This is a genomic window from Marinobacterium nitratireducens (assembly GCF_014645375.1).
Taxonomy (GTDB): Bacteria; Pseudomonadota; Gammaproteobacteria; order Pseudomonadales; family Balneatricaceae; genus Marinobacterium_A; species Marinobacterium_A nitratireducens.
The window spans coordinates 388,773-415,578 of record NZ_BMLT01000002.1 but is presented as its reverse complement, the minus strand read 5'-3'; the positions used below and the strand labels follow the sequence as shown (position 1 = coordinate 415,578).

Sequence of the window (26,806 nt, the reverse complement as noted above, 5' to 3'; positions counted from 1 at the left end):
CAGTAGATAATGACTCTAAGGGTACAAACCGGTGGCTTGCAGGTCGCCAAAAGTCTTTACGACTTCATCAACAATGAGGCCATGCCGGGCACCGGCGTAGAGGCAGATAAATACTGGGCCGCATTCGATAAAATTGTACACGATCTTGCACCGCGCAATCGTGAACTTTTGGCGAAACGCGATCAGCTGCAGGCCCAGATCGATGCCTGGCACGTCGAGCGCAAAGGCAAGGCATTCGACTTCGCCGAGTACAAATCCTTCCTCCAGGAAATCGGTTACCTGCTGCCGGAAGGCGATGACTTCAGCGTCACCACCAGTGATGTCGATCCGGAAATGGCCACCATGGCCGGCCCCCAGCTGGTCGTCCCGGTGATGAACGCGCGTTACGCGCTGAACGCCGCCAACGCCCGCTGGGGCAGCCTGTACGATGCCCTTTACGGTACCGACGCCATCTCCAGCGAAGGCGGCGCCGAAGCCGGCAAGGGCTACAACCCGGTCCGCGGCGCCAAGGTCATTGCCTTCGCCCGTGACTTCCTCGATCAGGCAGCACCGCTGGCGTCCGGTTCGCACAAGACCTCCACCAGCTACCGCATCGAAAAAGGCCAGCTGGTCGTCAGCCTGCAGGACGGCAGCAGCACCGGGCTTCAGCAGCCGGAAAAACTGCGCGGTTTCAACGGCGACAACGAAGCTTCCCCGACCTCCATTCTGCTGTGCAACAACGGTCTGCACTTCGAGATCCAGATCGACCCGACCAGCGCGATCGGCCAGACTGACGCCGCCGGCATCAAGGACATCCTGATGGAAGCGGCGCTGACCACCATCATGGACTGCGAGGACTCCGTTGCCGCCGTCGATGCCGACGACAAGGTCGTGGTTTACCGCAACTGGCTGGGCCTGATGAAGGGCGACCTGTCGGAAGAGGTCAGCAAGGGCGACCGCACCATCACCCGTCAGCTGAATGCGGACCGCGAGTACCGTGGGATCGACGGTAACACCGTTACCCTCAAGGGCCGCAGCCTGATGTTCGTGCGCAACGTCGGCCACCTGATGACCAACAGCGCCATCCTCGACAAGGACGGCAACGAGGTGCCGGAAGGCATCATGGACGGTCTGGTCACCACCCTGATCTCGATCCACGACCTCCAGGGCAATGGCCGCGTGCGCAACACCACCACCGGCTCGACCTACATCGTCAAGCCGAAGATGCACGGACCGGAAGAAGTCGCCTTTGCCAACGAGCTGTTCGGTCGCATCGAAGAAGCGCTGGGCCTGGCCCCCTTCACCATGAAGGTCGGTATCATGGACGAGGAGCGCCGCACCACGGTAAACCTCAAGGAGTGCATCCGCGCCGCCAAGGACCGCGTGGTGTTTATCAACACCGGCTTCCTGGACCGTACCGGCGACGAAATCCACACCTCGATGGAAGCGGGCCCGATGATCCGCAAGGGCGACATGAAAGGCGCCACCTGGATCCAGGCCTACGAGAACTCGAACGTCGATATCGGCCTGGCCTGCGGCCTGCAGGGACGCGCCCAGATCGGCAAGGGCATGTGGGCGATTCCGGACCAGATGGCGAACATGCTGGAAGCCAAGATCGGTCATCCGCTGGCCGGCGCCAACACCGCCTGGGTACCCTCGCCGACCGCGGCCACGCTGCATGCGCTGCACTACCACAAGGTAGACGTCTTCGCCCGCCAGGACGAGCTCAAGAGCCGCCCGCGCGCCAACGTCGACGACATCCTGCAGATTCCCGTGGCGCAGAACCCGAACTGGTCCGCCGAAGAAATCCAGCAGGAACTGGACAACAACGCCCAGGGTATCCTCGGCTACGTGGTCCGCTGGATCGACCAGGGCGTCGGCTGCTCCAAGGTTCCCGACATCAACGATGTCGGCCTGATGGAAGACCGCGCCACCCTGCGCATCTCGGCCCAGCACATCGCCAACTGGCTGCACCATGGCATCTGCTCGCAGGAGCAGGTTCGGGAAACCCTGCAGCGCATGGCGGCGGTGGTCGATCGACAGAACGCCGCAGACCCGCTGTACCGCGCGATGGCGCCGAACTTCGACGACAGTGTCGCCTTCCAGGCCGCCTGCGAACTGGTGTTCGAGGGCCGCGAGCAGCCCAGCGGCTACACCGAGCCGGTTCTGCACCGCCGTCGTATCGAGGCCAAGGCCAAATACGGCGCCTGATCCGGACAGGCCAAGGTAAAGAAAGGGCGACCCCGCGGTCGCCCTTTTTTTGGCGCCGTCATTCCCGCGTAAGCGGGGAGCCAGCAGCTCCCGGAGTTTATGGATTCCCGCGTTCGCGGGAATGACGGTGCGTTCGCGGGAATGACGTTGCGTTCGCGAAACCTCTAACCCTATCGTGGACCCAGCCCGCCGGCGCTCAGCCAGCCACCTGGAAACGGTCCAGCGCCTTGCCCAGCCGCCCCACCTCGGCGTGGATCTGCTCGGTCGCACGGACCACCGTTTCGCTGTCACTGCGGGTATGCCCCGCCACATCGGCGATGCTGACGATGCGCTGGTCGATATCGGCGGCCACCTGACTCTGCTGCTCCGCCGCCGTGGCTATCTGCAGGCTCATGCTGCTGATGGTATCCACCGCCGCGACGATACGCTTGAGCGCGCCCTGCGCGGCCTGGGCGCTGGCGACGCTTTCGCGCGCCTGGCCCGAGCTTTGCTCCATCGAACGCACCGCACGTTGCGCCTGCGACTGCAGGCGCTCGATGATCTGCCGGATTTCCCGCGTCGACGCCTGACTGCGCATGGCGAGGCTTCTGACCTCGTCCGCGACAACGGCGAAACCGCGGCCGTATTCGCCGGCCCGCGCGGCCTCGATGGCGGCATTGAGCGCCAGCAGGTTGGTCTGCTCCGCTACCCCGTTGATCACCGCCAGCACCTTGCCGACTTCCAGGGTTTCCTGTTCCAGCAGCCGCAGATTTTCGGCCGACTCGTCCAGGCTCAGCGATACCCTGTCGACCTGCGTCACCGACTGATTGACGATGGAGCTGCTAGAGCGCGCCTCTTCGTCGGCACAGCGGGCAGCCTCGGCGGCCTGGCCGGCGTTGGCCGCCACCTGCTGCACCGTGGTCGCCATTTCCGTCATCGCCGCCGCGACCTGATCGATCTCGCCATACTGCCGGCTGACACCCTGTTCCACGTCGGCGCCGACCTGGGCGACGCGCGCAGTATGCTCGCCGGTATTATCCGCGGCCTGGCGTACCTGGCGGACCAGGTCGCCGATCTGATCGCTCATGGCATTGAAGGCAGTGAAGGTACGGCCGATTTCGTTATCGTTGTACGCCACCTCGAAACGGTGCCGGAAATCGCCACCGCCGACAGCCATCAAATGCCGCTCGAGCCGGGCGAGATTCTGCATCATGGGACGAATGCCGAAGCTGCCGCCAAGCACCACCAGCACAAGCGTCGCCAGAATGCAGCCATTGGCGATCAGCAGGTTGCGACGCAGCGCGCCGGACGAGGCCTCCGTCATCAGACCCACGACCGCGTTCATCTCGCTCAGAAGCGACTGTGACTGCGCCTGCAGTGCCGGAAGGTCTGCTCCGGCACGCTCGGCATAGCGCTCGAGCTGCCGGCGGTACTGCCGCCAGAGCTCTCCCACCCGCTGCATACGCGCCACGATGTCGCTATCCGCCAAAGGCTTCATGCCAAGCGCCGCATTGCCATCGAGAAGATCCCGGTGAGACCGTGCGAACAGCTCCATCGTCGTATCCAGCGTTGAGCGCTGTTCGATACCCGCCGCCACCAGCATCGCCTCTTTTGCCATGCGCTGGCTCAGCATCCGCTGCCGGCCGGCAATGTCGATGCTCTGGGGGTTGATCGCCATACTCAGGTAAAGCGCCAGGCTGGATGCCGTTGCCAGCACCAGCATCAGCACATAGGAGAGCAAGAACTGCCGTCGCAACGTATGACAGCCGAGCAGCCGCAGCGCGCGCTCGACAACACGACCGAATCCCTGATGCATAATTCCTTCCCCCCGGCCCTGAACATTGTGGCTGCTGATTGAAGCGGCCAACTGTAAACGACCGCCCGGACGCAGGCATTGACGCAGCTCAGCTTCCGGGAAGAAGTGACGGCAGCCGCACAACCGCCGCAGTTAAGAGGAACAGCGGGCATTGCCGGGCCGCCAGAGCGGCAAAACGGTGTCGGGTTACTATCCTTGAGTAACCGGGCCCGGGGCCCGACGGTCGCCGCCTCCGGTACCCAAACCACCAGCCAAGGACAAGTCGATGCCTGCGTCAACACAGGATCGGATACGCAAGCTCAACGAACTGCTGCAACTGGCACTCGAGGACAGCCAGGTGGAAGTCTACGGTGCCCGCAGTCTGATCTATCACGGCGGCTTCTACAGCAACAGGACCAGTCTGTGGAGCCATTCGCCGACGCTGCTGGAGAAGCCGGATCGCGGTTATCTTATCACCGCGACGCCGAAGTCGGCGCTGCGGCTGGCGGTACTGGCCCCCGAGGCCATCGCGCCGACGCTGCCTGCCACCTGCCAGGAATCCGACAACCTTGCCTGCGGGCTGCTGGAACTGTGCGAACTGATCGGGCATTACTGCCCAGTGAGCGGGCTCGACGGCTTCGCGCTGACGCCGCTCGAAGGCGGCAATCACTATCGGCATATCGTCCTGTTCCGGCCGCTGGACGCGCTGAATCTTTACGATATGGAGCCGCTGTAGAGTGCAGGAGTCGGGGCCTTCGGGCGAATAGCGCGAGGCCCGGCCTGGGATATTGGCCTCCGTTTGCTGTCAACGGTAGACTGGTTCATGATTCGCCCGGGGACCGGGCGCCTACGTTTCGCAACTGCGCGTCACGGCGGGGTGCCCACCCACCGTATGGGGTACCCGGCAGCTTTTGTAGGAGCTCGCTCCGCGAGCGAACCTTCGAACCAGACACAGAACCGGATCGCCCACGGAGTGGGTTCCTCTACACTTGCGACCCACGACAGAATGACCGACCAGCAGTTACAGGACCTCGCCAGCCGTCTCCAGGCATTCATCGACCGCCATCCGCGATTGCTGGTCCTGACCGGCGCCGGGATCAGCACCGATTCCGGCATTCCCGACTACCGGGACCGGCAGGGCAACTGGAAACGCCAGCCGCCGGTGGACCACCGCGACTTCGTCGCCAGCCTGTCCAGCCGGCAGCGCTTCTGGGCCCGCAGTCTGGTGGGCTGGCCGCTGATGGCCGCGGCGCGCCCCAACGGCGCGCACCTGGCCCTGGCCGCGCTTGAACGGCAGGGGCATGTCGAACAGCTGGTGACCCAGAATGTCGACGGTCTGCACGAGCGGGCCGGCAGCCGGCGCGTTATCGACCTGCATGGCCGCTCCGACAGCGTGATCTGCCTGGGCTGCGGCGCCCGCCTCGAACGCGACCCGCTGCAGCAGCGCCTGGCCAGGCACAATCCGGCGTACTGCAACCACAGCGCGGACGCCGCCCCCGACGGCGATGCCGACCTGGAGCTCGATTTCAGCGCCTTTCAGGTGCTCGACTGCGAACACTGTGGCGGCATACTCAAGCCGGATGTGGTGTTCTTCGGCGACAACGTCCCGCGTCCGCGGGTCGAGGCGGCGCTCTCGGCTCTGCACCGCGCCGATGCGCTGCTGGTCGTCGGCTCTTCGCTGATGGTCTATTCGGGCTTTCGTTTCTGTCGCATCGCAGCGACCCTCAACAAGCCGATCGCGGCGATCAACCTGGGCCGGACCCGTGCCGACGATCTGCTGAGCCTGAAGCTCGAGGCGCCTGCCGCGGCGGTGCTGGACCGGCTCAGCCAGATAGCCTAAACCACCGACGACTTACCACTAACCACTAACCACTAACCCTTCACCCCGTACAACCTTTATAATGTCTGGTTTTTAACCAGCCCTGCGAGTTTGTCTTGACCTCCACGCCCTTTTCCGACCTGCCGCTGCCGGCGGCGATGCTCGATAACCTTCACGATATCGGCTATCGCCAGATGACCGAAGTACAGCGCCAGAGTCTGCCGCTGCTGCTGGCCGGCCGTGACCTCATCGTCCGCGCCAAAACCGGCAGTGGCAAGACCGCGGCCTTCGGTATCGGCGTGCTGCTGCAGCTGGAACCCGCGCGCTACAGCCCCCAGTCGCTGGTGCTTTGCCCGACACGGGAACTGGCCACGCAGGTGGCGCAGGAGCTGCGACGCCTGGCGCGCTACCTGCCCAATATCAAGGTCCTGACACTCTGTGGCGGCACTCCCATCGGCCCCCAGATCGGCTCGCTCGAACACGGCGCCCATGTCGTGGTCGGCACTCCGGGACGGATTCGCGATCACCTGCGCAAGGGCACCCTCAATCTGGAGCGGATTCGTACCCTGGTGCTCGACGAGGCGGACCGGATGCTCGATATGGGCTTTCGCGACGAGATCCGGCAGATCGCCGCCGAAACGCCCAAGGAGCGCCAGACACTGCTGTTCTCGGCTACCTACCCGGAGGAGATCGGGCGCCTGAGCCAGGACTTCCAGCGTGACCCCGCCGAGGTGATTCTGCAGGAAGCGCCGGCGCCATTGCAGATCCGCCAGTGCTTTTTCGAGACCGACCGCGAAAGCCACGCCGGCGCACTGCACCGGCTGCTGCTGCACTATCGACCGGAAGCGGCGGTGATCTTCTGCAACACCCGGCAGAGTTGCAACGATATCGGCGCCTATCTCAACGATCAGGGCTTCAGCGCCCTGATACTGCACGGCGACCTGGACCAGCGCGAGCGCGACCAGGTGCTGGTGCGCTTCGCCAACCGCAGCTGCCCGCTGTTGATCGCGACCGACGTCGCCGCCCGCGGCCTCGATATCGACGACCTGCCTTGCGTCATCAACTTCGAACTGACCCGCGATGCCGCAACCCATACCCATCGCATCGGCCGTACCGGACGCGCCGGCCGCGAAGGCCTGGCGCTCAACCTGGTGTTGCCGTCGGAAGCCCACAAGGTGAACGCCATCGCCGACCGCCTGCAACTGGAGCCGGAGTTTCTGGCATTGCCGGCCGAGTCCGCCGGCGAGCACCCGGAGCCTGCCGCCATGGTGACCCTGGCAATCAATGGCGGACGCAAGAACAAGGTGCGGCCCGGCGATGTGCTCGGCGCGCTGACCGGCGAGCGCGGCATCGCCGGCGATCAGGTCGGCAAGATCGATATCTTCGACTTCGTAACCTATGTCGCGGTGCGGCGCGGCGCGGCGAAACAGGCACTGGCGCGGCTGCAGAACGGCACCATCAAGGGCCGCAAGTTTAGGGTAAGGAAATTGTAATTTGGTGGGGTGCACCGGCGTAGCCGCGAAACCCAACACCCCGACCCCGTGCCAACCGGTGCCAATCGATCTGCACTGCGATCGATATTGCGGGTTTCGCGATGCCCGTAACCCGCAGCAACCGTAAAGCCCGCAGCGGTGCATCGCTGCACCCACCCTCCGGCCCGAGGATGCGGACGGTCAGGTGCGGGGCTTTTCGCGTCACCCGTCACCCGTCACCCGTCACCCGTCACCCGTCACCCGTCACCCGTCACCAAATTATCTGGACAAGGTAGCGCCGCCGGCGTATATATCGCGCTCCGTACACTTTCTGAGCAACGCGCTTGAACGCCATTACACCCCTGCCGGTCGAAGCCGAAGCGCTGTTCGACCGCATCGCCGACGCCCTGGCTGAAACGGGCTACTGCATCATACCGGATGCCCTGCCGGAAAATCTGACGCTGCCGCTGCACCGGTATCTGCAGCGGCTTCACGACGAAGACTTTCACCGCGCCGGCATCGGCCGGGACCAGGAACACCAGCTGAACCGACGCGTGCGCGGCGACGAAATTCGCTGGCTCTCGCCCGAACAGCCGGAGGAAGCCCGCTACCTGGAGTGGATGTCCGCCCTGCGGCTGGGGATCAACCGGCGGCTGATGATGGGCCTGTTCGACTACGAGTGCCACTTCGCACGCTACCCGGAAGGCGCCTTCTACCGTCGCCATCTGGATGCCTTCCAGGGCCGGACCAACCGCGTTCTGTCGACCGTCTACTACCTCAACCCCGACTGGTCGGCGGATGATGGCGGTGAGTTGCTGATCTATGCCGACGAGCAGAGCCGCGAGCCGCTCGAGAGGGTACTGCCAACCCAGGGAACCCTGGTGGTGTTTCTCAGCGACCGCTTTCCGCACGAGGTCCTGCCGGCGCGGCGCGAGCGCCTCAGCGTGACCGGCTGGTACCGGGTCAACAACAGCCTCGGCGGGCAGGTCGACCCGCCGCGCTGACGCGGCGCTTGGCCGCGACCAAACGCAGCGCCCGCCTCAGCTCTGTGTGGTTTCCAGTTCGCCGCGTATGCTCAGCTGATAGAGGTCGTGCCGGCGATCGCGCAGGTTGGTGACCGACCCCTCGGCCCGCACCACCTTGAGCTTGTCGAGGTCCAGGTCGGAGAACATGATCATCTCGGTGTTTGGCGTGGTTTCGTTCAGCACCGCATCGTGCGGGAACATGAAATCCGACGGCGAGAACACCGCCGACTGCGCGTACTGGACGTCGAGGTTATCGACACTCGGCAAATTGCCGACGCTGCCGGCGATGCAGACGTAGCACTCGTTCTCGATCGCCCGCGCCTGGGCGCAGTGACGCACCCGCAGGTAGCTGTTCTTGGTGTCGGTCCAGAACGGCACGAACAATACCTCCATGCCGCCATCGGCCAGCAACCGCGCCAGTTCCGGAAACTCGACATCGTAGCAGATCAGGATGCCGATCTTGCCGGCATCGGTGTCGAACACCTTGAGCCCCTCGCCCCCCTCGATAACCCAGTCGTTGCGCTCGTGCGGGGTGATATGCAGCTTGCGCTGCTCCTCGCAGGTGCCGTCGCGGTGGCACAGATAGGCGACATTGTAGAGCCGCTCGTTCTCCAGCAGCGGCATGGAGCCGGTGATGATGTTGATGTTGTAGCTCACCGCCATCTGCAGCATCGATTCGCGGAACTGCTCGGTGTAACCGGCCAGGTAGCGGATCGCCTCGGTACGCTGCGCCTGGTTCGTCAGCCCCATCAGAGCACCGTTGAAGAACTCGGGAAACAGCACGAAGTCGCTCTCGTATTCCGACACGGTGTCGACGAAGTACTCGACCTGCTGCAGGATGTCCTCCACCGAGCGGATGGTCCTCATCTGCCACTGCACCACGCCGACGCGGATCTGCGTCTTGCGGGTGCTGATCGGGCGCTCCTCGGGCTCGTAGAGGATATTGTCCCACTCCAGCAGGGTGGCGTAGCCCGCGGATTTTTCGTCCTCCGGCAAATAGCGCCGCAACAGTCGCTTGACGGTGAAGCTGTTGGAGAGCTGAAAGCTGAGAATGGGATCGTAGATTTCCTTGCGCGACACCTTGCCGATATATTCCCGCGCCGACATCTCGTCACTGTACTGGTGGAAGTTGGGAATGCGTCCGCCGGCGAGAATTCCCTTGAGATTGAACTGCCGGCACAGCTCCTTGCGGGCGTCGTAGAGGCGCCGTCCGAGCCGGTAACCACGATAGTCGGGATGAATCAGCACATCGAGCCCGTACAGCGCATCGCCCTCCGGATCGACGTGAATCTCCTCCTCGCGGCCGATCAGGTCGTCATAGGTGTGGGGGTTGCTGAATTTCTGGTAACTGACCAGCGCCGTCAGCGCGATACCGACCACATCGTCGCCGTCGACAACGCAGATCTGCCCTTCCGGAAACTCCTCCACCAGCTGGCGGATGGTGGATTCCGGCCAGGCGCCGCCGATATCGGGATAGACCAGGTCCATCAGCTTCTTGATCTGCGGATAGTCGCTGTCGGCGATATTCCGCAGGCCAAGCTTGAGGTCTTCAAGACTCATACTGCCTCCGTCTCATTCCCCGGCCAGCGGGGCCGGGGTCAATACCTGCATTCGATCGGGTCTGGCACGCTCCCTGGGAGCGACCGCTGATCCGTTCAGTCTAGCCGTTTGTGAAAGCGCAGCACCGCCGCCCCCATGGTCAGCACGAAAAATCCCAGTAACGCCAGTACTTCGGGCCAGAGCTCCACCAGGTCGGCGCCACGCAGCATGATGCCGCGGATAAGCCGCACGAAGTGCGTCAGCGGCAAACCTTCGGCAATCCAGCGTGCAGCAAGCGGCATGCCATCGAACGGGAACATGAAGCCGGACAACAGGATCGATGGCAGGAAAAAGAAGAAGGTCAGCTGGATGGCCTGAAACTGGGTGCCGACCAGCGTCGAGATCATCAGCCCCAGTCCCAGGTTCGAGGCGATAAACAGCAGCGACGCCAGATAGACGTTGCCGAGGGAGCCATTGACCGGGACATGGAACAGCAGCGCGCCCAGGCCCGTGATCAGCGAGACCTGGATCAGGCCGATCAGCACGTAAGGCAGGATCTTGCCGATCATCAGCTCCAGCGAGCTGACCGGGGTGTTGATCAGCAGCTCGAGATTGCCGCCCTCGCGCTCGCGCACCACCGCCACCGCGGTGAACATCACCATCGTCATGGTCAGAATGACGCCGATCAGCCCCGGTACCACGAACACCGACGAGCGCCGCTCCGGGTTGTAGAAATTGCGCACCTCGAACAGCGGCGGCGCACGCTCCTGACGCGCCCGTGTATCGAACTCGAACGGCATCGACGTCAGGGTGCGGGCGGTGGACAGGATAATCGGATCGCTGCCGTCGACCAGCAGCTGCACCGCCGGCCGCTCGCCCTGCTGCAGGCGGCGGCCGAAGTCCGGCGGGATCAGCACGCCGACGTGGATCTGCCCGGTATCGAGCATAAGCTGCAGCTCGTCACCGGATGCCGCGCGGGAGTCGATGCGCAGCACCTGCGAGGCCTCGAGCTCCGCCAGCAACTGCCGCGACAGCGCGGTACCGGCCTGATCCGCCACTGCGGCGCGCAGCTCGCGCACGTCGGTGTTGATGGCGTAGCCGAACAGGATGATCTGCATCACCGGGATGCCGAAGATCATGCCGAAGGTCAGGCGGTCGCGCCCGAGGTAGAGCACTTCCTTGTACAGAATCGCCAGCAGCCGCTGCAGCGCAGCCATCAGCCTTCCCCCCGGCCAGCGGCGCTGTGACGGGTGACAACCACGAAGACGTCCTCGAGGCTCGGCTCGACCTCGCGACAGACGCTGTCGAGACCGGCCCGTTCGAGCGTCGACCTGACGCGATCGACCGGGCCGTCCACGTCACGGCTCACCAGCACACGCTGGCGATTGCCCAGCTGAGTGACGCTGAGTATCCACTCATCCTGTGACAGCTCCTGCATCACCCGGCGCGGCTTCGAAGACTCCACCGCCACCACGCGGCAGTCAATGCCGGACATCAGTTCGTCGGGGGCTCCGTCCGCCACCAGCACGCCCTGGTCCAGAATCGCCAGCCGGTGACAGCGCTCGGCCTCGTCCATGTAGTGAGTCGAGACCAGGATAGTGGTGCCCCCCTCCACCAGCGCGAACAGGGCATCCCAGAAATCCCGACGCGTCTGGGGATCGACCGCGCTGGTCGGCTCGTCCAGCAGCAGCAGTTCCGGCTCGTGCAGCGTCGCCGCCGCCAGCGCCAGGCGCTGACGCTGGCCGCCGCTGAGATCGCGGGCGAACTGCCGGCTCAGCCCATCGAGCCGGTACTGCCGCATCGACTCGTCCAGCCGTCGACGCAGCCGGCCACCCGACAGCCCGTAGATACGGGCGATGAAACGCAGGTTCTCGCTGACGCGCATATCACCATAAAGCGAGAAACGCTGCGTCATGTAGCCGATCCTTCGCTTTAGCTGCTCGGCCTCGGCCGGCACCTCGTGCCCCAGCACCCGGGCGCTGCCCTCGCTCGGCAGCAGCAGCCCGCACAGCAGCCGGATGGTGGTCGACTTGCCGGAGCCATTGGGCCCGAGAAAGCCGTACACCTGCCCGCGCGGAACCTCGAGGTCGAGCCGGTCGACTGCAACCAGATCACCGAAACGACGGGTCAGCCCCCGCGCCTCGATCACGCTGTCGGCGCTCAAGGCGCCAACCCCGGGAAGCTCACGCGCACCGGCAACCCGCCCGGCAGGCGCGCCAGACCCTCGCCTTCGAGCTCGATTTCGGCGAGGTAGCTGAGCCTCGAGCGGTCCCGTTCGGTCAGCGACTCGAACGGCGTAAAACTCGGATCCGAGCTGATGCGCCTGATACGGCCGTCGTAGACCGTCTCCAGACCGTCGACACGCACCCGGGCGTCGTCCCCGGCCGCCAGCGACGCCCGCATCGGCTCCGGCACATACACCCGGGCATAGGGCGCATCGCCGGTGAGCAGCACCGCCACCACCTTGCCGGCCGGCGGCCGTTCGCCGACCTCGAACGGCAGATCGTCGATGAGCCCGCCTGCGGGTGCCCGAACGCTGAGACGGTCCAGTGTCAGCCGCAGCTGTACCATGCGGTTGCGGGCCTGGTCCGCCCGCGCCCGCGCCTGCGCCAGCTCTTCGGCCGTAGCCCCGCGCAGCAGCTCGTCGAGCTCGGCCCGCGCCACCTGACGCGCGGCCTCAGTGGCCGCCAGACGGGTCCGGGCAAGATCCAAAGCCTCGGCGCTGGCAAGTTTACGGCTTTGCAGCGACTGCAGCCGGGCCAGCTCCCGCGCAGCGTTGGCGGCTTCGGCCTCGGCGCCGGCCAAACGGGCCTGCGCGGCCTCGATGCGCTCGTTGCGCGGACCACGCTCGAGTTCCGCGAGGCGGGCCCGGGCCTCGCGGTGCACAGCTCCGGCCTCGGCCAGCTGCGCCGCGACGCGCCTGCCGTCCTGCGTCAGCAGCAGTGCGCCGGCATCGACCCGGGTACCTTCCCGGGCGTGGATTTCCAGAATCGGCTCATCGCGCTCGGCGGTCAGCTCGACGCGGTCCCACGCCAGTTCGCCGTTGAGGCTGTCGTCCGCCGTCCCCAGACAACCCGCCATCAACAGGGTTATCCACAGCCCCGGCACATACCTGAATCGCCTTGCCCCTTTCGCCATCATCACCTGTCGATCCCTGCCGTTTCGGCGCATCGAAATCTATTCCCCACAACCGCGAAGCTGTATAAAATCCGCCCACCTTAGGCCTTGAGCATGACCCTGAATGAAACTGGTGTCTTTCGACGCTTTCCGCACCCTGCGCCTGCCTGAAACCCACTATATCAAGCCAGAGCTGTTCTTCACCCACCTGGCCGACCTGCGCGAGGCCGACTGGGTGCTGTTCCCCGAGTACTGGCAGATCAACCCTCTGGTGTTCGGACTGAAACGACGCATTTTTCCCAGCCTCGCCAGCTACCTGATCGGCCACAACAAGATCGAGATGACCCGCGCCTTCATGGCCGTGGCGCCGGAGCACGTGCCCTGGACGCTGACCGCGCCCAATGATCCGACCTCGGCTGAGCGACTGTGGCAACAGATGGCGCTGCCCTTCGTCGCCAAGATCCCCAAGAGTTCCATGGGCGAGGGGGTATTCCTGATCGAAAGTCAGGATGACTGGCAGCGTTACCTGAAGCTCACCCCCAGTCTCTACGTCCAGGAGTGGCTGCCGATCGACCGCGATCTGCGCATCATCTGGATCGGCGACCGGGTCATCGGCGGCTTCTGGCGACGACAGTCCGACCAGGGTTTTCACAACAACCTGTCCCGTGGCGGCCGGATCGACCACAGCCCGCTGCCGGAGGCCGCCGTGGCACTGGTGCATCGCCTGGCAACGGCGCTGGATATCAACCACGCCGGCTTCGACATCGCCATGGTCGACGGCTACCCCTTCGTGCTCGAATTCAACCGGTTGTTCGGCAACCGCGGCCTGGGCTCGCTCAACAACGACATACCCGGCGTAATCCTAGACTATCTGGAGCGCCAAAGCGGCTGCAACGACCCCGATGACGATCCGTTGCGGCCAACGCCGATCTGGCCCGTCGCCATCTGAAGCATCACCAGGAAAAGAAAGGTTCTTCGCGGATTAGTGGGAAAGTTAAGTCTTAGTTAGCGGCCTGCTTGTCAGCATTCGAAATTAAATCACCTTAGAGGGACCGTCATTCCCGCGGCACCATCATTCCCGAGGCACCGTCATTCCCGCGAATGCGGGAATCCATAAACGCCGGGAACTGCTGGATCCCCGCTTGCGCGGGAATGACGGCAAAAAAGAAAGCGGTCGCGAACGGGATCGCCGGTGCCGTTGCGGCGACCGAAGGCGTCGGTCAGCCGTCATACCCTGTCACAGGCAAGCAGATGCACCGAATTCGTGCACGGGACCATAAAGAGAGCAGACCAGGCTTGACCGCATAGTCAACTCGGGCGCAAGATGTCGATCTTCTAACTGGAAATACACCATGATCCCGAATCCGCAGCATCGACACATTGCCGCTCTCCGACTGGCCCGCGTGGCCCGCTGGATGTGGCCGTCTGCGGTCGGGTAACCGGTTCCAGTCATTACCGGGTTTCCGAGGCCGCAGCGCTACCGCCTGCGGCCTTGTTGTTTGTGGCCCCGGGCGATACTCGCGGCAGCGGAAACAGGACGTTTCCATCATCGACAGGGAGAACAGACGATGTCCGTGCAGAGCGCCTACCTGGCCGTTCTGGTGATCTGGGCCACCACCCCGCTGGGTGTGGCCTGGAGCAGCGAAACCATTCATCCGCTGATGGCCGCCTGGCTGCGCATGGCGATTGCCGCGCTGCTGGGCTGGCTGCTGGTCCGAGCGCTGCGACTGGAACTGCCCTGGCACCGCGCGGCGCTGCGCTCCTACGCCTGTGCCACCCTGGGGATCTTCGGCGCCATGGCGGCGACCTATACCGCAGTGCAGTACATCCCGTCGGGGCTGATTTCGGTAATTTTCGGCCTGTCGCCGATGATCTCGGCGTTGCTGGCGCAGCTGCTGCTGGATGAGGCGCCCTTTGCGCCGCATCGCTGGTGCGCCTGCCTGCTCGGTATCGCGGGGCTGGGATGGATCTTCCTCGACGGCAGCGCACTGGGCCCGGGCAGCGGCCCCGGCGTGACGCTACTTCTGTTGGCCGCTTTGCTGTTCAGCCTCAGCGGCGTACTGGTCAAGCGCGAGGGGCTGGCGATTCACCCGCTGTCGCAGACGGTCGGCGCGCTGCTGCTGAGCCTGCCGGCCTATGGCCTGCTGTGGGCCCTGCTGGACGGCTCGGCGCCGCAACTGGACTTCGACAGTCACTCCCCCTGGGCGATTCTGTACCTGGCGGTGTTTGGCTCGCTGGTGGGGTTCGTCAGCTACTTCCATATCCTCAGCAGGCTGCCGCCGAGCACCGTGGCGCTGGTCACGCTGGTGACGCCGGTGTTCGCGCTGCTGCTGGGCAGCTGGCTGAACGGCGAAGTCGTCACAGCCTCGACCTGGGGCGGCACCGCGGTGATTCTGGCGGGCCTGTCGATCTTTTTCTGGGGCGGACGGCTGCAGCTCATGCGGCTCTGAGCCCGACGCATGGCGGCCAAGCCGCCATGCGACCTGTCAGGAGTAATGCAACAATGCAGATAACACAGAAGCCGGTAGCCCTGACTGGCGGATTCGACAACGACCACGCCCGCGGCATGCTGATCGCCGCAACCGGGGTGCTGGTGCTGAGCTTCGATGCCCTGCTGATACGCCTCGCCGACAGCTCGGCCTGGAACGTCGTATTCTGGCGCGGCTGGCTCACCTGCCTGGCGACGCTGCTGCTCAGCCTGTGCCTGCGCCGCCGCCAGTCCTGGCCCCAAAGCGCCGCGCTCTGGGCCATTGCCATCGCCACCGGCGTTGCCTACGGCATCAATACCTGTCTGTTCGTGTTTTCGATCAGTCATACCAGCGCCGCCAACACCGTGGTGATACTCGCCAGCTCGCCGCTGTTCGCCGCCCTTTTCTCGCGCATTTTTCTCGGCGAGCGGGTGCAGCGCCGCACCATGATCTCGATCCTCGTGTCGCTCGCCGGGGTGCTGCTGGTATTCGCCGGCTCCGGCGACGGCGGCGACAGCTGGCAGGGCGATCTGGCCGCGCTGACGCTGGCGGTCGGCATGGGCGCGATGTTCACCCTGCTGCGGCGCCTGCCGGGGCTGCCGCGCCTGCCGTTGATCGCACTGTCCGGCGCCGTCGCCGGCCTGATCAGCTGGCCGCTGGCCGAACCGCTGTCGCTTGCGCCCGCCAGTTACGGCTGGCTGGCACTGATGGGCCTGGTGCAGATCCCGCTGGCGACACTGCTGATCTGGACCGCACCGAAGTACATGCCGTCGGCCGAGGTCAGCCTGTTCATGCTGATCGAAACGGTACTGGGGCCGGTGTGGGTCTGGCTGGCGCTCGGCGAAACCACGTCCGTATTCACCCTGGTCGGCGGCGCCGCCATCCTCGGCGCCATCGGCACCAATACCTGGGTAGCGCTGCGTCAAAGTCGCAAACGCTATGGCTGACACTGGCACCGCGCCATTTCGCGATGCAACAATCCGGGGTTACAATGGCCCCGTCCCGGTACGGGATTACGTCCACTCTCTACTTCAGGAAGAAGTCACCATGTCGAAAAAGCTCTTGAGTGCCGCCCTCTTTTCCGCCGCCGTTTTCGGCTCCGCCAACGCTGCCGCCCAGGGTGGCTACTTCGGCGCCGGGCTTGGCTGGGCCGAGCAGGATGTTCCGAAAAGCGACGTCAACCAGGCTCTTGCGGACTTTGCCGCCGAAGAAGGACTGGTAGTGACGCCGAGCATAGGCAAGATCGATGACAGCGATAAATCCTACCGGATCTACTTCGGTTACGCCTTCAACGACTACGTGGCTGTGGAAGGCGCTTTCACCAACATGGGCAAGCCCAGCGCCGATTTCGAGGTAGGCCCGTTCTCCGAGGGCGTTTCCTTCGAAACCGAAGGCTACGAGCTCAGCCTGGTCGGCACCATTCCACTGAACTACGGTTTCGGCATCTACGGCCGGGTCGGCGCCTTCAACTGGGAAACCGATATTGAATACCTCGATCAGCACGAAGTCGCTGACGGCACCGACGTGGTCTACGGTCTCGGCCTGACCTATGCGCTGAACGCCAACTGGGACGTTCGTGCCGAGTACGCCCACTACGAGATCGACTACGATGACGACCTGATCGGCGGCAAGGCCGATATCGACAACTACACCGCCAGCCTCAGCTACCGCTTCTAAGGTCGGGCCCCTCAGGCTGCCGGGGCCTTCGCGCTCCGGCCGCCTGGCTGGAACCCCGCCGCCTTTTTGTGATCTGATAGCGCACACCCCGTCGCTATCAAGGAATTTTCGATGTTCGACCGCTTAAGCGCCCTGGGCCGCAGCGCCCTGTTCTGGCTGGCGATGATCCTGCTCGGCCTGGCCCTCGAAGGCGTGGCCCTTTACTACCAGTACGAGCTCGGATACGGCCCCTGCGTACTCTGCGTGCATATAAGGCTCTGGCTCGCCGGCTTCATTCTGGTGGCCCTGCTCGGACTGCTCGGCCACGGCAGCAAGCCGCTGCGTCTGCTGACGCTGCTGCTGGCGTTCGTGACCATGGTGGGGATGCTGGAACGTTCCTGGAAAACCTTAGGGATCGAGCGCGGCTGGATCGAAGGCAGCTGCAGCATGGAATCGGGGCTGCCGCCCTGGTTCGCACCGGACCAGTGGTGGCCGACGCTGTTCGAGATCTGGGAACCCTGCGGCTATACGCCGGAGCTACCGCTGGGCATCACCATGGCCGAAGCCCTGGTGGCCTTCGGCGGCCTGATGGTGCTGTTCACCCTGGCCATGCTGGTCGCCGGCCTGCGCCGGGGATAGCCGCTCGGGCCAGACCAAAACCGTAGGGCACCTTGAGTGCAACGAAACGTGCCATTGTCTGGCGCCGTTCGCTTCGCTCAGGGTCGCCCTACGTTATCCCGGGCGCAGCGGACCCCGGCCGCAGGCTGCGAAAATACAATCGAGACCATAACCCTATCGTCAGGCGGCGCTTACCTGCACCTCGTCACGGGCGCGCGCCAGGGCATCGAGGATGGCATTCAGCGACGCGGTGACGATATCCTCGCTGACCGCAACCCCGCTGAAGCGATTGCCGTCGACGCTGGCCTGCACATAGGCGATGGCGTCGCTGCCGGCACCGTGGTCGTCGCCCATCGCATGCTCGCTGTACTCCACCAGCACCACCGGCTGCGCCAGCTGCCGGTTGAGGCCGTCAACGAAAGCGCCTACCACGCCGGTGCCACAACCCGATACCGACATCGCCTCGCCGAACCAGTCGATCTCGGCGTCGAGACGGTCCTGACCGTTGTCGCGGCGAAGCTGGTAATTGTGCACGCTGCAGCCGCTGGCGTTCGCCAGGTAATGGTCGCGGAAAATCTGCCAAATCTGCGGACCGTTCAGCTCGCCGGCGCTCTCCTCGGTGGCGCGCTGCACCTGGGCACTGAACTCTATCTGCATCCAGCGCGGCATCTGGATGCCGTACTCGCGCTCCAGCACGTAGGCCACCCCGCCCTTGCCGGACTGGCTGTTGATACGGATCACCGCCTGATAGTCGCGGCCCAGGTCTTCCGGATCGATCGGCAGGTAGGCCACCTCCCAGGGGCTGTCGCTCTGGCGCCGCGCCAGGCACTTGCGAATGGCATCCTGGTGGCTGCCGGAAAAGGCGGTGAACACCAGCTCGCCGGCGTAGGGGTGGCGCGGATGCACCGGCAGCTGGGTGCAGGCTTTGACGCACTCGACGATTTCGTCCATGTTGGACAGGTCCAGCTGCGGGTCGATGCCCTGGCTGTAGAGGTTCAGCGCCATGGTGACGATATCCATGTTGCCGGTACGTTCGCCGTTGCCGAGCAGGGTGCCCTCGACCCGGTCCGCGCCGGCCATCACCGCGAGCTCCGCGGCGGCAACGCCGCAGCCGCGATCGTTGTGCGTGTGCACGCTGATGATCAGCGAATCGCGTCGCGCGATATGGTCGCAGACCCATTCCACCTGATCGGCAAAGACGTTCGGCGTCGCCATCTCGACGGTCGCCGGCAGGTTGATGATCGCCTTGTTGTCCGGCGTCGGCTGCCACACCGCGGTGACCGCATCGCAGACCTCGACGGCATAGTCCAGTTCGGTACCGGTGAAGCTTTCCGGCGAATACTGGAAAACCCACTCGGTCTGCGGGTACTTGCGCGCCTCGCGCTTGACGATTTCGGCGCCGCGTACGGCGATGGCCTTGATGCCGTCGCGGTCGAGTCCGAACACCTGCTCGCGCTGCACCGTCGAGGTGGAGTTGTAAACGTGCACCACCGCCCGGCGCGCACCGCGCAGCGACTCGAAGGTACGCTGAATCAGTTCTTCACGGGCCTGGGTCAGAACCTGGATGGTGACGTCGTCCGGAATCAGCTGTTCTGTGATCAGGGTGCGGACGAAGTCGAAATCAGGCTGCGATGCGGCCGGGAAGCCGACCTCGATCTCCTTGAAGCCGAGCCTGACCAGCAACTCGAACATGCGGCGCTTCTGCACCACGTTCATCGGCTCGATCAGGGCCTGGTTGCCGTCGCGCAGGTCGACGCTGCACCACTGGGGAGAGCGCTCGATGACCTGGTCGGGCCAGCGTCGGTCGGTCTTGCGAATCGGTGCGAAGGGGCGGTATTTACGATGGTCGAAACGGTTCATCTGGGTATCTCCGGAAGCTGGATCAGAGGATTGTGGCCATCAATCAGCTACCGGGCGCCACATGAATCTCTAGGAGTCGAAGGGACTCCAGGCCCGGCAACTGCGCCAAAGTCGTAGCGATAGCATCGGACTGTTGTTGAACATTGCAGTTACCTGTCTTGCCGTGATGGGGTAGCGAAATGCTGAGCACCCGGGTCCGGGGTAGGCTCCCTCTGCTCCGGTCTTCGTGGGTCCGGGTCGCGCCGGCAGTGCCCTGCGCCTGATAGGCGCCCGGGTACCGGCGTCGCTGAGGTGATCAGCCATTTCGTTGAGAGCTATTGTACGGGGCAGGCGGCAGTGAATGTGTGCAAAGTCGCGGCAATTTTCACCTCAAACAACCTTTCACAGCCATTAAATGATGATTTTTTAGCGATTTCATGCAGGCAATACAAAAATAGCGCACCCAGGCTCTCGAAAAACCCGAAACCGCGCCTTGATCGACCACTTCCGCCAGGGATAACCTGGCTGCCTTCCTGACAGGAGCGCAGCCGGACGGGTCAGAGATCGTGCAGGGAGTTCAGCGTCTGACTCAGCTTGCGGCGTTCCAGCGCCTCCAGGTCCATGAGGTCCTGCAGGAAATCCATCGCCTTGGGCGCGTCGATTTCCTTGCGGGCACCTTCGAACAGCTCGACGAGATAGCCGTCCAGACGCAGACCGATATCGCACACCTGATCGGCCGTGGGGTCCGGAAAGGATTCTGACAGCGAAGCCAGATAAGCGCCGGGAGCTTCCTCGAGGGTGTACTGAATATAGGTTCCCAGTACCCCCTGCGACCCCGAGCGGCGCAGGTTGTGCACGCTGGTCTCCATCTGCTGCTCGTGCTTGATCATGTAGTCCAGCAGCATCTGCGCCCGCGTGTCGGCAGTCTGCGCCCGCAGCCCCCGGAATAGTTGTTCGGCCCCCCGATGAATGGCGATGGCATTGTCGACGATGTCCCCCACGGTCTCGAAACTCTTCATTCCTGTCTCCCCCGAATACGGTGCCGGCAGCTTCCCGACACCCTAAATATAGGCCCTAGCAGCCTGTCGGACTTAACGCTGATCTACTGCGGCCAAGCACGAAGGCTGCTATAGCACTGGCAACCACTGCAGCACCGGCAGCGGATACACCCCCAACAGCACCAGCAGCAGCGTCAGCCCGTATACCAGCCAGCGACCACCGCCGATACCCGACGGCTCCGACTGCGGTGCCAGCATGATCAGGATGATCCGCAAATAGTAGTAGAGTCCGATCGCGCTGCCAGCGACCAGCACCGCCAGCAGCCACCAGAGGCCGGCATCCACGCCCGCCGCAACGATGTAGAACTTGCCGATGAAGCCGACTGTCAGCGGAATGCCGGCCAGCGACAGCAGAATCAGCATCAGACTGGCACCCAGCAGCGGTGCGCGCCAGATCAACCCGGCGAAAGCCTCGAGGCGATAGTCCGGCTCGTCGCCGGCTTCGCAGACGCAGCCGATCAGTGCGAAGGCCCCCAGCGTCGTCAGACTGTAGGCCAGTACGTAGAAGGCTCCGGCCTCGATCGCAACCCCGGCATGGCCAATCGCCAGCAGCACCAGCAGCAGATAGCCCAGGTGCGCGATCGACGAATACGCCAGCAGTCGCTTGATATCCCGCTGCCGCAATGCCAGCAGGTTACCGCCGAGCATCGACAGGCTCGCCAGCAAGGCAACCGCCGGCACCAGGGTTTCCAGTTCCTGCAGCGCACCGAACCACAGATAGCGCAGCATCACCGCGAACAGCGCGCCCTTGGACAGCGTCGCCACCAGCGCCGCAACCGGCGTCGGCGCCCCCTGGTAAATATCCGGCGACCAGAAGTGGAAGGGCACCAGCGCCAGCTTGAATGCAACACCGACCAGCAGCAGCGCCAGCCCCGGCAACGCCAGCGACGTCGAGGGTGGCAGCGGCGCAAATGCCAGCGAGCCGCTGTCGAGATACAGGCAGCCGATACCGAACAGCAGGAAGCCGGACGCCACCGAGGACAGCACCAGATACTTGAGCCCGGCCTCCAGGCTGTTGCGCTGACGTATATCGGTGGAGGGCCTGCCGCCACAGGGGTAGGCCACCAGCGCGAAGCTGGCGACACTGATCAGCTCGAGGCCGACGAAGAGCGCGGCAAAGTGCTGCGCGCCGGCCAGCACCAGGGCGCCGAGCAGACAGATGGCCAGCAGCACGTAACTCTCCTCGACCCTCTCCCCGGAAGTCTTGCTTCGCACCTGTCGCTGCATCATCAGGCCAACCGCCATCGCCACCAGCACGAAGAGCGCCGCGAAGTAGCCGAAGAAGCCGTCGATTCGCAGCAGTGGCGTCACCTCCAGGGGTTGCTCCGGCAGCGCCCAGGGCAATGTCAGCAGCGTTAGCAGCAGCCCGCCCTGATAGCCCAGGGCCGCGAGCCTGGCATCGCGCCTGAACCCCGCCAGCAGCAGGGTGCCGATGGCGGTCAGCGCCACCAGCATCAGCGGCAGCAGCGCCCTGAGTTCGGCCGCGCCGATCATAACCAGCTCCCGACCGGCAGCCGCGGCGGCGACTCGGCGGCATGGTGCGGCGCATCCAGCAGCTGCACCAGCGGCTCGCGCACCAGATCCAGCACCGGCTGCGGGTGCAAACCGAACCAGAACAGCGCCAGCGCCAGCGCCCCAAGCACCAGCCATTCGCGTCGCGAGCAGTCGTGCCTGCCCGGCGCCGGTGCGCCCCCGCCCCAGAGCCCGCGCTGCACCAGCAGCAGCGCATAGAGCGCGGCACCGACCAGCCCCAGTGCTGCAACCGCCGTCAGCGGCCAGCTACGCTGAAAAGCGCCGGCCAGAATCAAAAACTCGGCGATGAAGTTGGCGAGTCCCGGCAGCCCCAGCGACGCCAGCGCGAACAGCAGCGTAAAGCCCGACAGCCGGGGCAGCTGCGTCCAGAGTCCGCCCAGTTGCCGAAGATCCCGTGTGTGCCAGCGCTCCTGAAGCATGCCGACGACAATGAACAGCGCCGCGGTACTGAAACCATGGGCCAGCATCTGCATCACCGCGCCCTGCAGCGCCATGCCATTGAGCGCGTAGATGCCCAGCAGCACAAAGCCCATGTGGCTGACACTGGTGTAGGCTACCAGACGCTTCATGTCATCCTGCGCAAAGGCCAGCTTGGCGCCGTAGAGGATGCCGGCGACGCCAAGCGCCATCGCCACGGGCGAGAAATCGGCGCTGGCCGCGGGGAAAAGCGGCAGCGAGAAGCGCAGCAGCCCGTAAGCGCCGGTCTTGAGCAGAATCGCCGCCAGCAGCACGCTGCCGGCGGTGGGCGCTTCGGTGTGCGCATCCGGCAACCAGGTATGCAGCGGCACCATCGGCAGCTTGACGGCAAAGGCGACAAAGAAGCCCAGCATCAGCCAGTAAGCCAGCCCCGGCGCCAGCTCGAGGCGCAACAGCGCATCGCGATCGAAGCTGAGGGTTCCGGTTTGCGACTGATGCGCGAACGCCAGCCCCAGAATGGCGATGAGCATCAGCAGGCTGCTGGCCTGGGTGAAGATGAAGAACTTGGTCGCCGCATAGCGGCGGTTGTCGTGCCCCCAGATCGCGATCAGCAACACCATGGGAATCAGCATCAGCTCCCAGAACACGAAGAACAGAAACAGGTCCAGCGCCAGAAAAACGCCGACGATGCCGGCGACCGACAGCATCAGGTTGCAATGGAAAAACGCCACCCGCTGGCGGATCTCGCGCCAAGAAATCAGCACCGAAACGGCACCGAGCGCGACGGTGAGCCAGAGCAACAGGTAGCTGAGCCCGTCCAGCCCCAGGTGCCAGCCGATGCCAAGCCGCGGCAGCCAGTCGGCGCGCGACTCCAGCCACCAGTCGCCGCCGCCGCCGGCGGCGGCAAGCAACAGCAGCGCCTGCAGTCCCAGCGCCGTCAGACTCAGCCAGCGGCTGCCGTCAGCACGCCAGTGCTCGACCTGCGGTGCGAACAGCGCGGCAAGCAGAGGCAGCAGCAGCAGCCAGACCAGAATCATGGATCCCTCCTCGCGCGCAACGCCGCCGTCTTCATAGCACCACCGCCAGTATCAGCACGGCGCCACCGACGATACCGACGGCATAGTGTCGCAGCCGCCCGCTCTGCAGGCGCGACAGTCCCTGGTGACAAATCCGGCTCGTCCAGACCAGCAGCTGTACCGGCAGGTCGGCCAGGTCGCGTCGGTTCACTCTTGCCAGCCACAGCAACGGTCGCACCAGCAGCCAGTCGTACAGCACATCGAAACCCCAGCCCGCCCGCCACCAGCGCGCCAGCGCGCCCGTGGCAAACGCCTGCCGCCAGTCGCGGTGACGCAGCAGCAGCCAGATCCCCGCCACCAGTCCGATAACGGGCATCGCCAGCACGAGCAGGTGCACCGGCAACGGCACGTGCGCCTGCGGCGCCGCACTGAAAACGTCATGCAGCGGTTGCGGTATCAGGGCGCCGAACAGCGCCAGCAGGCACAGAATCCCCAGCGGCCAGCAAAGCAGCGGGCGGTTGTCCGGCTCGGGCAGAGTGCGACAATCGCCCAGGAACAGCCGCACGAACAATCGCAGACTGTAGAGCGCCGTCACCAGCGCCCCGGCCAGCGCCAGCCACCAGGCGAAACCTGCTCCACCCTGCGCATAGGCCTGCAGCAGAATGGCATCTTTGCTGTAGAAACCCGAGGTCAGCGGCAGCGCCGCCAGAGCCGCGCAGCCGATGGCAAAGCAGAGGGCGCTGAACGGCATCGGTCGCAGCAACCCTCCCATGCGACGGGTATCCTGCTCGTGATGCAGACTCATTATCACCTGGCCGGCGGCGAGGAACAGCAGCGCCTTGAAAAAGGCATGGGTCATCAGGTGGAAGACAGCCGCCGAAAAGGCGCCGGTGCCGAGGGCGAAGAACATGTAGCCGATCTGGCTGATGGTTGAGTAGGCCAGAATCCGCTTGAGATCGTGCTGCACCAGCGCGCTGCAGGCCGCCAGGAACAGTGTCATCGCACCGACCAGCGCCACCAGCTGCAACACCTGTGGCGCCAGCATAAAAATGCCCTGGGTCCGGGCAATCAGATAGACGCCGGCAGTGACCATGGTGGCGGCGTGTATCAGCGCACTGACCGGCGTGGGGCCGGCCATGGCGTCCGGCAACCAGGTCTGCAGCGGCAGCTGCGCCGACTTGCCGACAGCGCCGCCAAGCAGCAGCAGCGCCACCCAGCCGGCCAGGTCGCTGCCGGGCCACAGCTGCCGGGCCTGATCCACACTGTCCTGAATATTCAGCATGCCGAATTGCTGCACCAGTATCAGCAACCCCAGCGCCAGCGCGACATCCCCGATGCGGGTGACGACGAACGCCTTGCGGGCAGCGTAGCCGTTTTCCGGCTGACGGTACCAGAAACCGATGAGCAGGAAGCTGCACAGGCCCACGCCCTCCCAGCCCAGATACAGCAGCAGAAAGTCTCCGGCCAGCACCAGTATCAGCATCATCGCGACGAACAGGTTGAGGTAGGCAAAGAAGCGCGCGAAATCCGCGTCACCGGCCATATAGGCGACCGAATAGAGGTGAATCAGCAGGCCGACGCCGGTAATGACGCCCACCATCACCGCGCTCAGTCCGTCGAAGTGCAGACTGAAACCCACCTCGAGCCCGAGGGCGCTGAACCAGGGCAGCGTCTCGATGCCCCAGGCAACGCCGTCGGAGGCGGAGAAGCTCAGTATCGCCGCCAGGCTGAACAGGGCCGAGAGCGCCACCGAACCGACACCCAGGAGCGCGACCGGACGTTCGCCCAGGCGCGCACCGGCCAGCAGCAACAGCAGACTGCTCAGCAGCGGCATCAGCGGTATCCACAGCAGCAGGGCCGCCATGCTATGTCTCCGCCCGGCGGGCGCAGCCGGTCCCGGATGCCGGTTTCATGCTCATCCCTTCATCGCTTCCAGCCGGTCGGCGTCGAGACTGCGATAGCGCCGATACAGGTGCACCACAAGCGCCAGCGCCACCGCGATTTCCGCCGCCGCCAGGGTGAGAATCATCAGAAACATCACCTGACCGTCGGCATTGCCATGCAGGGCTCCGCCGAGCACGAATACGAAAGCGGTGGCGTTGAGCATCAGCTCCAGCGACATCAGGATGAATATCAGATTGCGCCGGATCAGCACGCCCACCAAGCCGATACAGAACAATGCCGCCGCGAACAGCAGCCCATGCTCGACCGGAAGTTCGGTCATGACTCCTCACCTCTCCTGTTTTTCAGCGCCCGCGCCAGGTGCCAGGCTCCCACCAGCGCGGCCAGCAGCAGCATCGACGCCAGCTCCACCAGCAGCAGATAGGGGCCGTACAGCGCGCGCCCCACTTCGGCCGCGGCCACCGGCCGCCAGCCCGCGCTGCCGGTATCGGAGGCCAGCAGCAGATAGCCGAGCTCCAGCAGCAACAACGCGCACAGCAGACCCGGCCCCCGCCAGCTGGCGCCGTCCAGCCAGGCTCGCTCCTGCTCGACGGCGGCGTCACCCTGGTTCAGCATCATGATCACGAACACCATCAGCACCATGATGGCGCCGGCGTAGACGATCACCTCGAGCGCAGCGGCGAAAGGCGCACCGAGCAGAAAGAACAGCAGCGCCAGAGCCAGCAGGGCCACGATCAGATGCAGCAGCGCGTGCACCGCGTTGAGCCCGCGCACCACCTGCAAAGCCGCCAGCAGCGCAATCAGCATGGTCAGGTAGAAAAGCGTGGTCACGGCAACAGACTCCGGGTATCGATCGGTTCGGCCTCGTGCGCGGCCTCGCCCTTGCCCTTGCCGCCTATCGCCTTGCCGGCGAAGCGGTAGAAACTGTACTGGTGATACTTGCCCGGTCCTGAGATCAGCAGGTCCTCCTTTTCGTAAACCATGCTCTGGCGCTCGTACTCGGCCATCTCGAAATCCGGCGTCAGCTGTATCGCCAGCGTCGGGCAGGCTTCTTCGCAGAGGCCGCAGAGGATGCAGCGGGAAAAGTTGATACGGAAAAACTCGGGATACCAGCGGCCAGTCTCGTCCTCGGTTTTCTGCAGCGCGATGCAGTCCACCGGGCAGGCCACGGCGCAGAGGTTGCAGGCAACGCATCGTTCCTCGCCGTCGGGGTCGCGGGTCAGCACGATGCGACCGCGGTAGCGGGGGGCGAGGTAGGGCTTTTCCTCGGGGTACTGCACCGTCTCGCGGGGCCTGAGCGTGTGCTGCAGCACCTTCCACATCGACTTCAGCTCACTGAGCATCACTACCTCCCTCCGCCACT

At 64.6% G+C, this 26,806-nt stretch carries 23 protein-coding genes; 10 read left to right on the top strand and 13 right to left on the bottom strand.

Features of this window, described 5'->3' with window-relative positions:
• The first annotated feature begins 9 nt into the window (after nucleotides 1-9).
• Nucleotides 10-2,190 (top strand): malate synthase G, encoded by a 2,181-nt coding sequence (locus IEX85_RS04835; RefSeq protein ID WP_188858903.1) that lies wholly within the window; start codon nucleotides 10-12, stop codon nucleotides 2,188-2,190.
• A gap of 196 nt (nucleotides 2,191-2,386) precedes the next feature.
• Here the strand turns inward: IEX85_RS04835 and IEX85_RS04830 are convergent, their stop codons facing one another.
• Entirely contained in the window at nucleotides 2,387-3,985 is a 1,599-nt protein-coding gene (locus IEX85_RS04830; protein ID WP_188858901.1) for a methyl-accepting chemotaxis protein, read from the bottom strand.
• A 265-nt stretch (nucleotides 3,986-4,250) separates the two neighbouring features.
• Between IEX85_RS04830 and IEX85_RS04825 the strand changes: the two genes are divergently transcribed.
• From IEX85_RS04825 to IEX85_RS04810, 4 genes are all read left to right on the top strand, one after another.
• Nucleotides 4,251-4,700, top strand: a complete 450-nt coding sequence (locus IEX85_RS04825) for a hypothetical protein (RefSeq protein ID WP_188858899.1) — start codon at nucleotides 4,251-4,253, stop codon at nucleotides 4,698-4,700.
• Between the two features lie 270 nt (nucleotides 4,701-4,970).
• Complete coding sequence (locus IEX85_RS04820) at nucleotides 4,971-5,804, top strand: NAD-dependent protein deacetylase (RefSeq protein ID WP_188858897.1); 834 nt, start codon at nucleotides 4,971-4,973, stop codon at nucleotides 5,802-5,804.
• A 95-nt stretch (nucleotides 5,805-5,899) separates the two neighbouring features.
• On the top strand, nucleotides 5,900-7,276 hold the full coding sequence (gene dbpA, locus IEX85_RS04815; RefSeq protein WP_188858895.1) for an ATP-dependent RNA helicase DbpA: 1,377 nt from the start codon (nucleotides 5,900-5,902) through the stop codon (nucleotides 7,274-7,276).
• A gap of 323 nt (nucleotides 7,277-7,599) precedes the next feature.
• Complete coding sequence (locus IEX85_RS04810; protein ID WP_188858893.1) at nucleotides 7,600-8,259, top strand: 2OG-Fe(II) oxygenase; 660 nt, start codon at nucleotides 7,600-7,602, stop codon at nucleotides 8,257-8,259.
• 36 nt (nucleotides 8,260-8,295) lie between these two features.
• On the opposite strand, the gene IEX85_RS04805 is transcribed toward IEX85_RS04810, so the two are convergent.
• From IEX85_RS04805 to IEX85_RS04790, 4 genes are all read right to left on the bottom strand, one after another.
• Nucleotides 8,296-9,840, bottom strand: coding sequence for a carbon-nitrogen hydrolase family protein (locus tag IEX85_RS04805; RefSeq protein ID WP_188858891.1), 1,545 nt, complete (start codon nucleotides 9,838-9,840; stop codon nucleotides 8,296-8,298).
• Between the two features lie 95 nt (nucleotides 9,841-9,935).
• Nucleotides 9,936-11,036, bottom strand: a complete 1,101-nt coding sequence (locus IEX85_RS04800) for an ABC transporter permease (RefSeq protein WP_188858889.1) — start codon at nucleotides 11,034-11,036, stop codon at nucleotides 9,936-9,938.
• Nucleotides 11,036-11,983, bottom strand: coding sequence for an ABC transporter ATP-binding protein (locus IEX85_RS04795; protein ID WP_229721794.1), 948 nt, complete (start codon nucleotides 11,981-11,983; stop codon nucleotides 11,036-11,038). Before IEX85_RS04795 ends, IEX85_RS04800 begins: the two co-directional genes overlap by 1 nt.
• Nucleotides 11,980-12,900: an HlyD family secretion protein gene (locus IEX85_RS04790; RefSeq protein ID WP_188858887.1), complete on the bottom strand. Its 921-nt coding sequence runs from the start codon at nucleotides 12,898-12,900 to the stop codon at nucleotides 11,980-11,982. The genes IEX85_RS04795 and IEX85_RS04790 overlap by 4 nt, the downstream gene beginning before the upstream one ends.
• Before the next feature lie 160 nt (nucleotides 12,901-13,060).
• Here IEX85_RS04790 and IEX85_RS04785 point away from each other — a divergent pair, with 160 nt between their 5' ends.
• From IEX85_RS04785 to IEX85_RS04765, 5 genes are all read left to right on the top strand, one after another.
• The gene (locus tag IEX85_RS04785) at nucleotides 13,061-13,885 is read left to right on the top strand and encodes an ATP-grasp domain-containing protein (protein WP_188858885.1); all 825 of its coding nucleotides are present in this window, start codon (nucleotides 13,061-13,063) and stop codon (nucleotides 13,883-13,885) included.
• 619 nt (nucleotides 13,886-14,504) lie between these two features.
• The gene (locus tag IEX85_RS04780; protein WP_188858883.1) at nucleotides 14,505-15,386 is read left to right on the top strand and encodes a DMT family transporter; all 882 of its coding nucleotides are present in this window, start codon (nucleotides 14,505-14,507) and stop codon (nucleotides 15,384-15,386) included.
• A gap of 53 nt (nucleotides 15,387-15,439) precedes the next feature.
• Nucleotides 15,440-16,351, top strand: coding sequence for a DMT family transporter (locus tag IEX85_RS04775; RefSeq protein WP_188858881.1), 912 nt, complete (start codon nucleotides 15,440-15,442; stop codon nucleotides 16,349-16,351).
• A gap of 100 nt (nucleotides 16,352-16,451) precedes the next feature.
• Nucleotides 16,452-17,081, top strand: a complete 630-nt coding sequence (locus tag IEX85_RS04770) for an outer membrane beta-barrel protein (RefSeq protein WP_188858879.1) — start codon at nucleotides 16,452-16,454, stop codon at nucleotides 17,079-17,081.
• Nucleotides 17,082-17,192: 111 nt separating this feature from the next.
• Nucleotides 17,193-17,699 (top strand): disulfide bond formation protein B, encoded by a 507-nt coding sequence (locus tag IEX85_RS04765; RefSeq protein WP_188858877.1) that lies wholly within the window; start codon nucleotides 17,193-17,195, stop codon nucleotides 17,697-17,699.
• Between the two features lie 159 nt (nucleotides 17,700-17,858).
• Here the strand turns inward: IEX85_RS04765 and leuA are convergent, their stop codons facing one another.
• The 8 genes from leuA to nuoI all read right to left on the bottom strand — a co-directional run bounded on the left by leuA (nucleotide 17,859) and on the right by nuoI (nucleotide 26,786).
• The gene (leuA, locus tag IEX85_RS04760) at nucleotides 17,859-19,538 is read right to left on the bottom strand and encodes a 2-isopropylmalate synthase (RefSeq protein ID WP_188858875.1); all 1,680 of its coding nucleotides are present in this window, start codon (nucleotides 19,536-19,538) and stop codon (nucleotides 17,859-17,861) included.
• A 536-nt stretch (nucleotides 19,539-20,074) separates the two neighbouring features.
• On the bottom strand, nucleotides 20,075-20,536 hold the full coding sequence (locus IEX85_RS04755; protein ID WP_188858873.1) for a hypothetical protein: 462 nt from the start codon (nucleotides 20,534-20,536) through the stop codon (nucleotides 20,075-20,077).
• Between the two features lie 108 nt (nucleotides 20,537-20,644).
• Nucleotides 20,645-22,069, bottom strand: a complete 1,425-nt coding sequence (locus tag IEX85_RS04750) for an NADH-quinone oxidoreductase subunit N (protein WP_188858871.1) — start codon at nucleotides 22,067-22,069, stop codon at nucleotides 20,645-20,647.
• The gene (locus IEX85_RS04745) at nucleotides 22,066-23,562 is read right to left on the bottom strand and encodes a complex I subunit 4 family protein (protein WP_188858869.1); all 1,497 of its coding nucleotides are present in this window, start codon (nucleotides 23,560-23,562) and stop codon (nucleotides 22,066-22,068) included. Before IEX85_RS04745 ends, IEX85_RS04750 begins: the two co-directional genes overlap by 4 nt.
• A gap of 31 nt (nucleotides 23,563-23,593) precedes the next feature.
• Nucleotides 23,594-25,405, bottom strand: a complete 1,812-nt coding sequence (gene nuoL / locus IEX85_RS04740) for an NADH-quinone oxidoreductase subunit L (protein ID WP_188858867.1) — start codon at nucleotides 25,403-25,405, stop codon at nucleotides 23,594-23,596.
• Between the two features lie 51 nt (nucleotides 25,406-25,456).
• Nucleotides 25,457-25,765 carry an NADH-quinone oxidoreductase subunit NuoK gene (gene nuoK, locus IEX85_RS04735; protein WP_188858865.1) on the bottom strand — a complete coding sequence of 103 codons (309 nt, stop codon included), beginning with the start codon at nucleotides 25,763-25,765 and terminating at the stop codon, nucleotides 25,457-25,459.
• Nucleotides 25,762-26,274 carry an NADH-quinone oxidoreductase subunit J gene (nuoJ, locus tag IEX85_RS04730; RefSeq protein ID WP_188858863.1) on the bottom strand — a complete coding sequence of 171 codons (513 nt, stop codon included), beginning with the start codon at nucleotides 26,272-26,274 and terminating at the stop codon, nucleotides 25,762-25,764. The genes nuoK and nuoJ overlap by 4 nt, the downstream gene beginning before the upstream one ends.
• Entirely contained in the window at nucleotides 26,271-26,786 is a 516-nt protein-coding gene (gene nuoI, locus IEX85_RS04725) for an NADH-quinone oxidoreductase subunit NuoI (RefSeq protein ID WP_188858861.1), read from the bottom strand. The genes nuoJ and nuoI overlap by 4 nt, the downstream gene beginning before the upstream one ends.
• Nucleotides 26,787-26,806 lie beyond the last annotated feature (20 nt).

Excerpts from the sequence above, each read along its gene's own strand:
- IEX85_RS04790 (WP_188858887.1), bottom strand. The coding sequence starts at position 12,900 with ATGGCGGGTTGTCTGGGGACGGCGGACGACAGCCTCAACGGCGAACTG.
- IEX85_RS04820 (WP_188858897.1), top strand. The coding sequence starts at position 4,971 with ATGACCGACCAGCAGTTACAGGACCTCGCCAGCCGTCTCCAGGCATTC.
- IEX85_RS04780 (WP_188858883.1), top strand. The coding sequence starts at position 14,505 with ATGTCCGTGCAGAGCGCCTACCTGGCCGTTCTGGTGATCTGGGCCACC.
- leuA (WP_188858875.1), bottom strand. The coding sequence starts at position 19,538 with ATGAACCGTTTCGACCATCGTAAATACCGCCCCTTCGCACCGATTCGC.
- IEX85_RS04770 (WP_188858879.1), top strand. The coding sequence starts at position 16,452 with ATGTCGAAAAAGCTCTTGAGTGCCGCCCTCTTTTCCGCCGCCGTTTTC.
- IEX85_RS04750 (WP_188858871.1), bottom strand. The coding sequence starts at position 22,069 with ATGATCGGCGCGGCCGAACTCAGGGCGCTGCTGCCGCTGATGCTGGTG.
- IEX85_RS04835 (WP_188858903.1), top strand. The coding sequence starts at position 10 with ATGACTCTAAGGGTACAAACCGGTGGCTTGCAGGTCGCCAAAAGTCTT.
- IEX85_RS04775 (WP_188858881.1), top strand. The coding sequence starts at position 15,440 with ATGCAGATAACACAGAAGCCGGTAGCCCTGACTGGCGGATTCGACAAC.
- IEX85_RS04745 (WP_188858869.1), bottom strand. The coding sequence starts at position 23,562 with ATGATTCTGGTCTGGCTGCTGCTGCTGCCTCTGCTTGCCGCGCTGTTC.
- nuoK (WP_188858865.1), bottom strand. The coding sequence starts at position 25,765 with ATGACCGAACTTCCGGTCGAGCATGGGCTGCTGTTCGCGGCGGCATTG.
- nuoL (WP_188858867.1), bottom strand. The coding sequence starts at position 25,405 with ATGGCGGCCCTGCTGCTGTGGATACCGCTGATGCCGCTGCTGAGCAGT.
- IEX85_RS04785 (WP_188858885.1), top strand. The coding sequence starts at position 13,061 with ATGAAACTGGTGTCTTTCGACGCTTTCCGCACCCTGCGCCTGCCTGAA.
- IEX85_RS04830 (WP_188858901.1), bottom strand. The coding sequence starts at position 3,985 with ATGCATCAGGGATTCGGTCGTGTTGTCGAGCGCGCGCTGCGGCTGCTC.
- nuoI (WP_188858861.1), bottom strand. The coding sequence starts at position 26,786 with ATGCTCAGTGAGCTGAAGTCGATGTGGAAGGTGCTGCAGCACACGCTC.
- IEX85_RS04805 (WP_188858891.1), bottom strand. The coding sequence starts at position 9,840 with ATGAGTCTTGAAGACCTCAAGCTTGGCCTGCGGAATATCGCCGACAGC.
- IEX85_RS04765 (WP_188858877.1), top strand. The coding sequence starts at position 17,193 with ATGTTCGACCGCTTAAGCGCCCTGGGCCGCAGCGCCCTGTTCTGGCTG.
- IEX85_RS04755 (WP_188858873.1), bottom strand. The coding sequence starts at position 20,536 with ATGAAGAGTTTCGAGACCGTGGGGGACATCGTCGACAATGCCATCGCC.
- IEX85_RS04800 (WP_188858889.1), bottom strand. The coding sequence starts at position 11,036 with ATGGCTGCGCTGCAGCGGCTGCTGGCGATTCTGTACAAGGAAGTGCTC.
- IEX85_RS04825 (WP_188858899.1), top strand. The coding sequence starts at position 4,251 with ATGCCTGCGTCAACACAGGATCGGATACGCAAGCTCAACGAACTGCTG.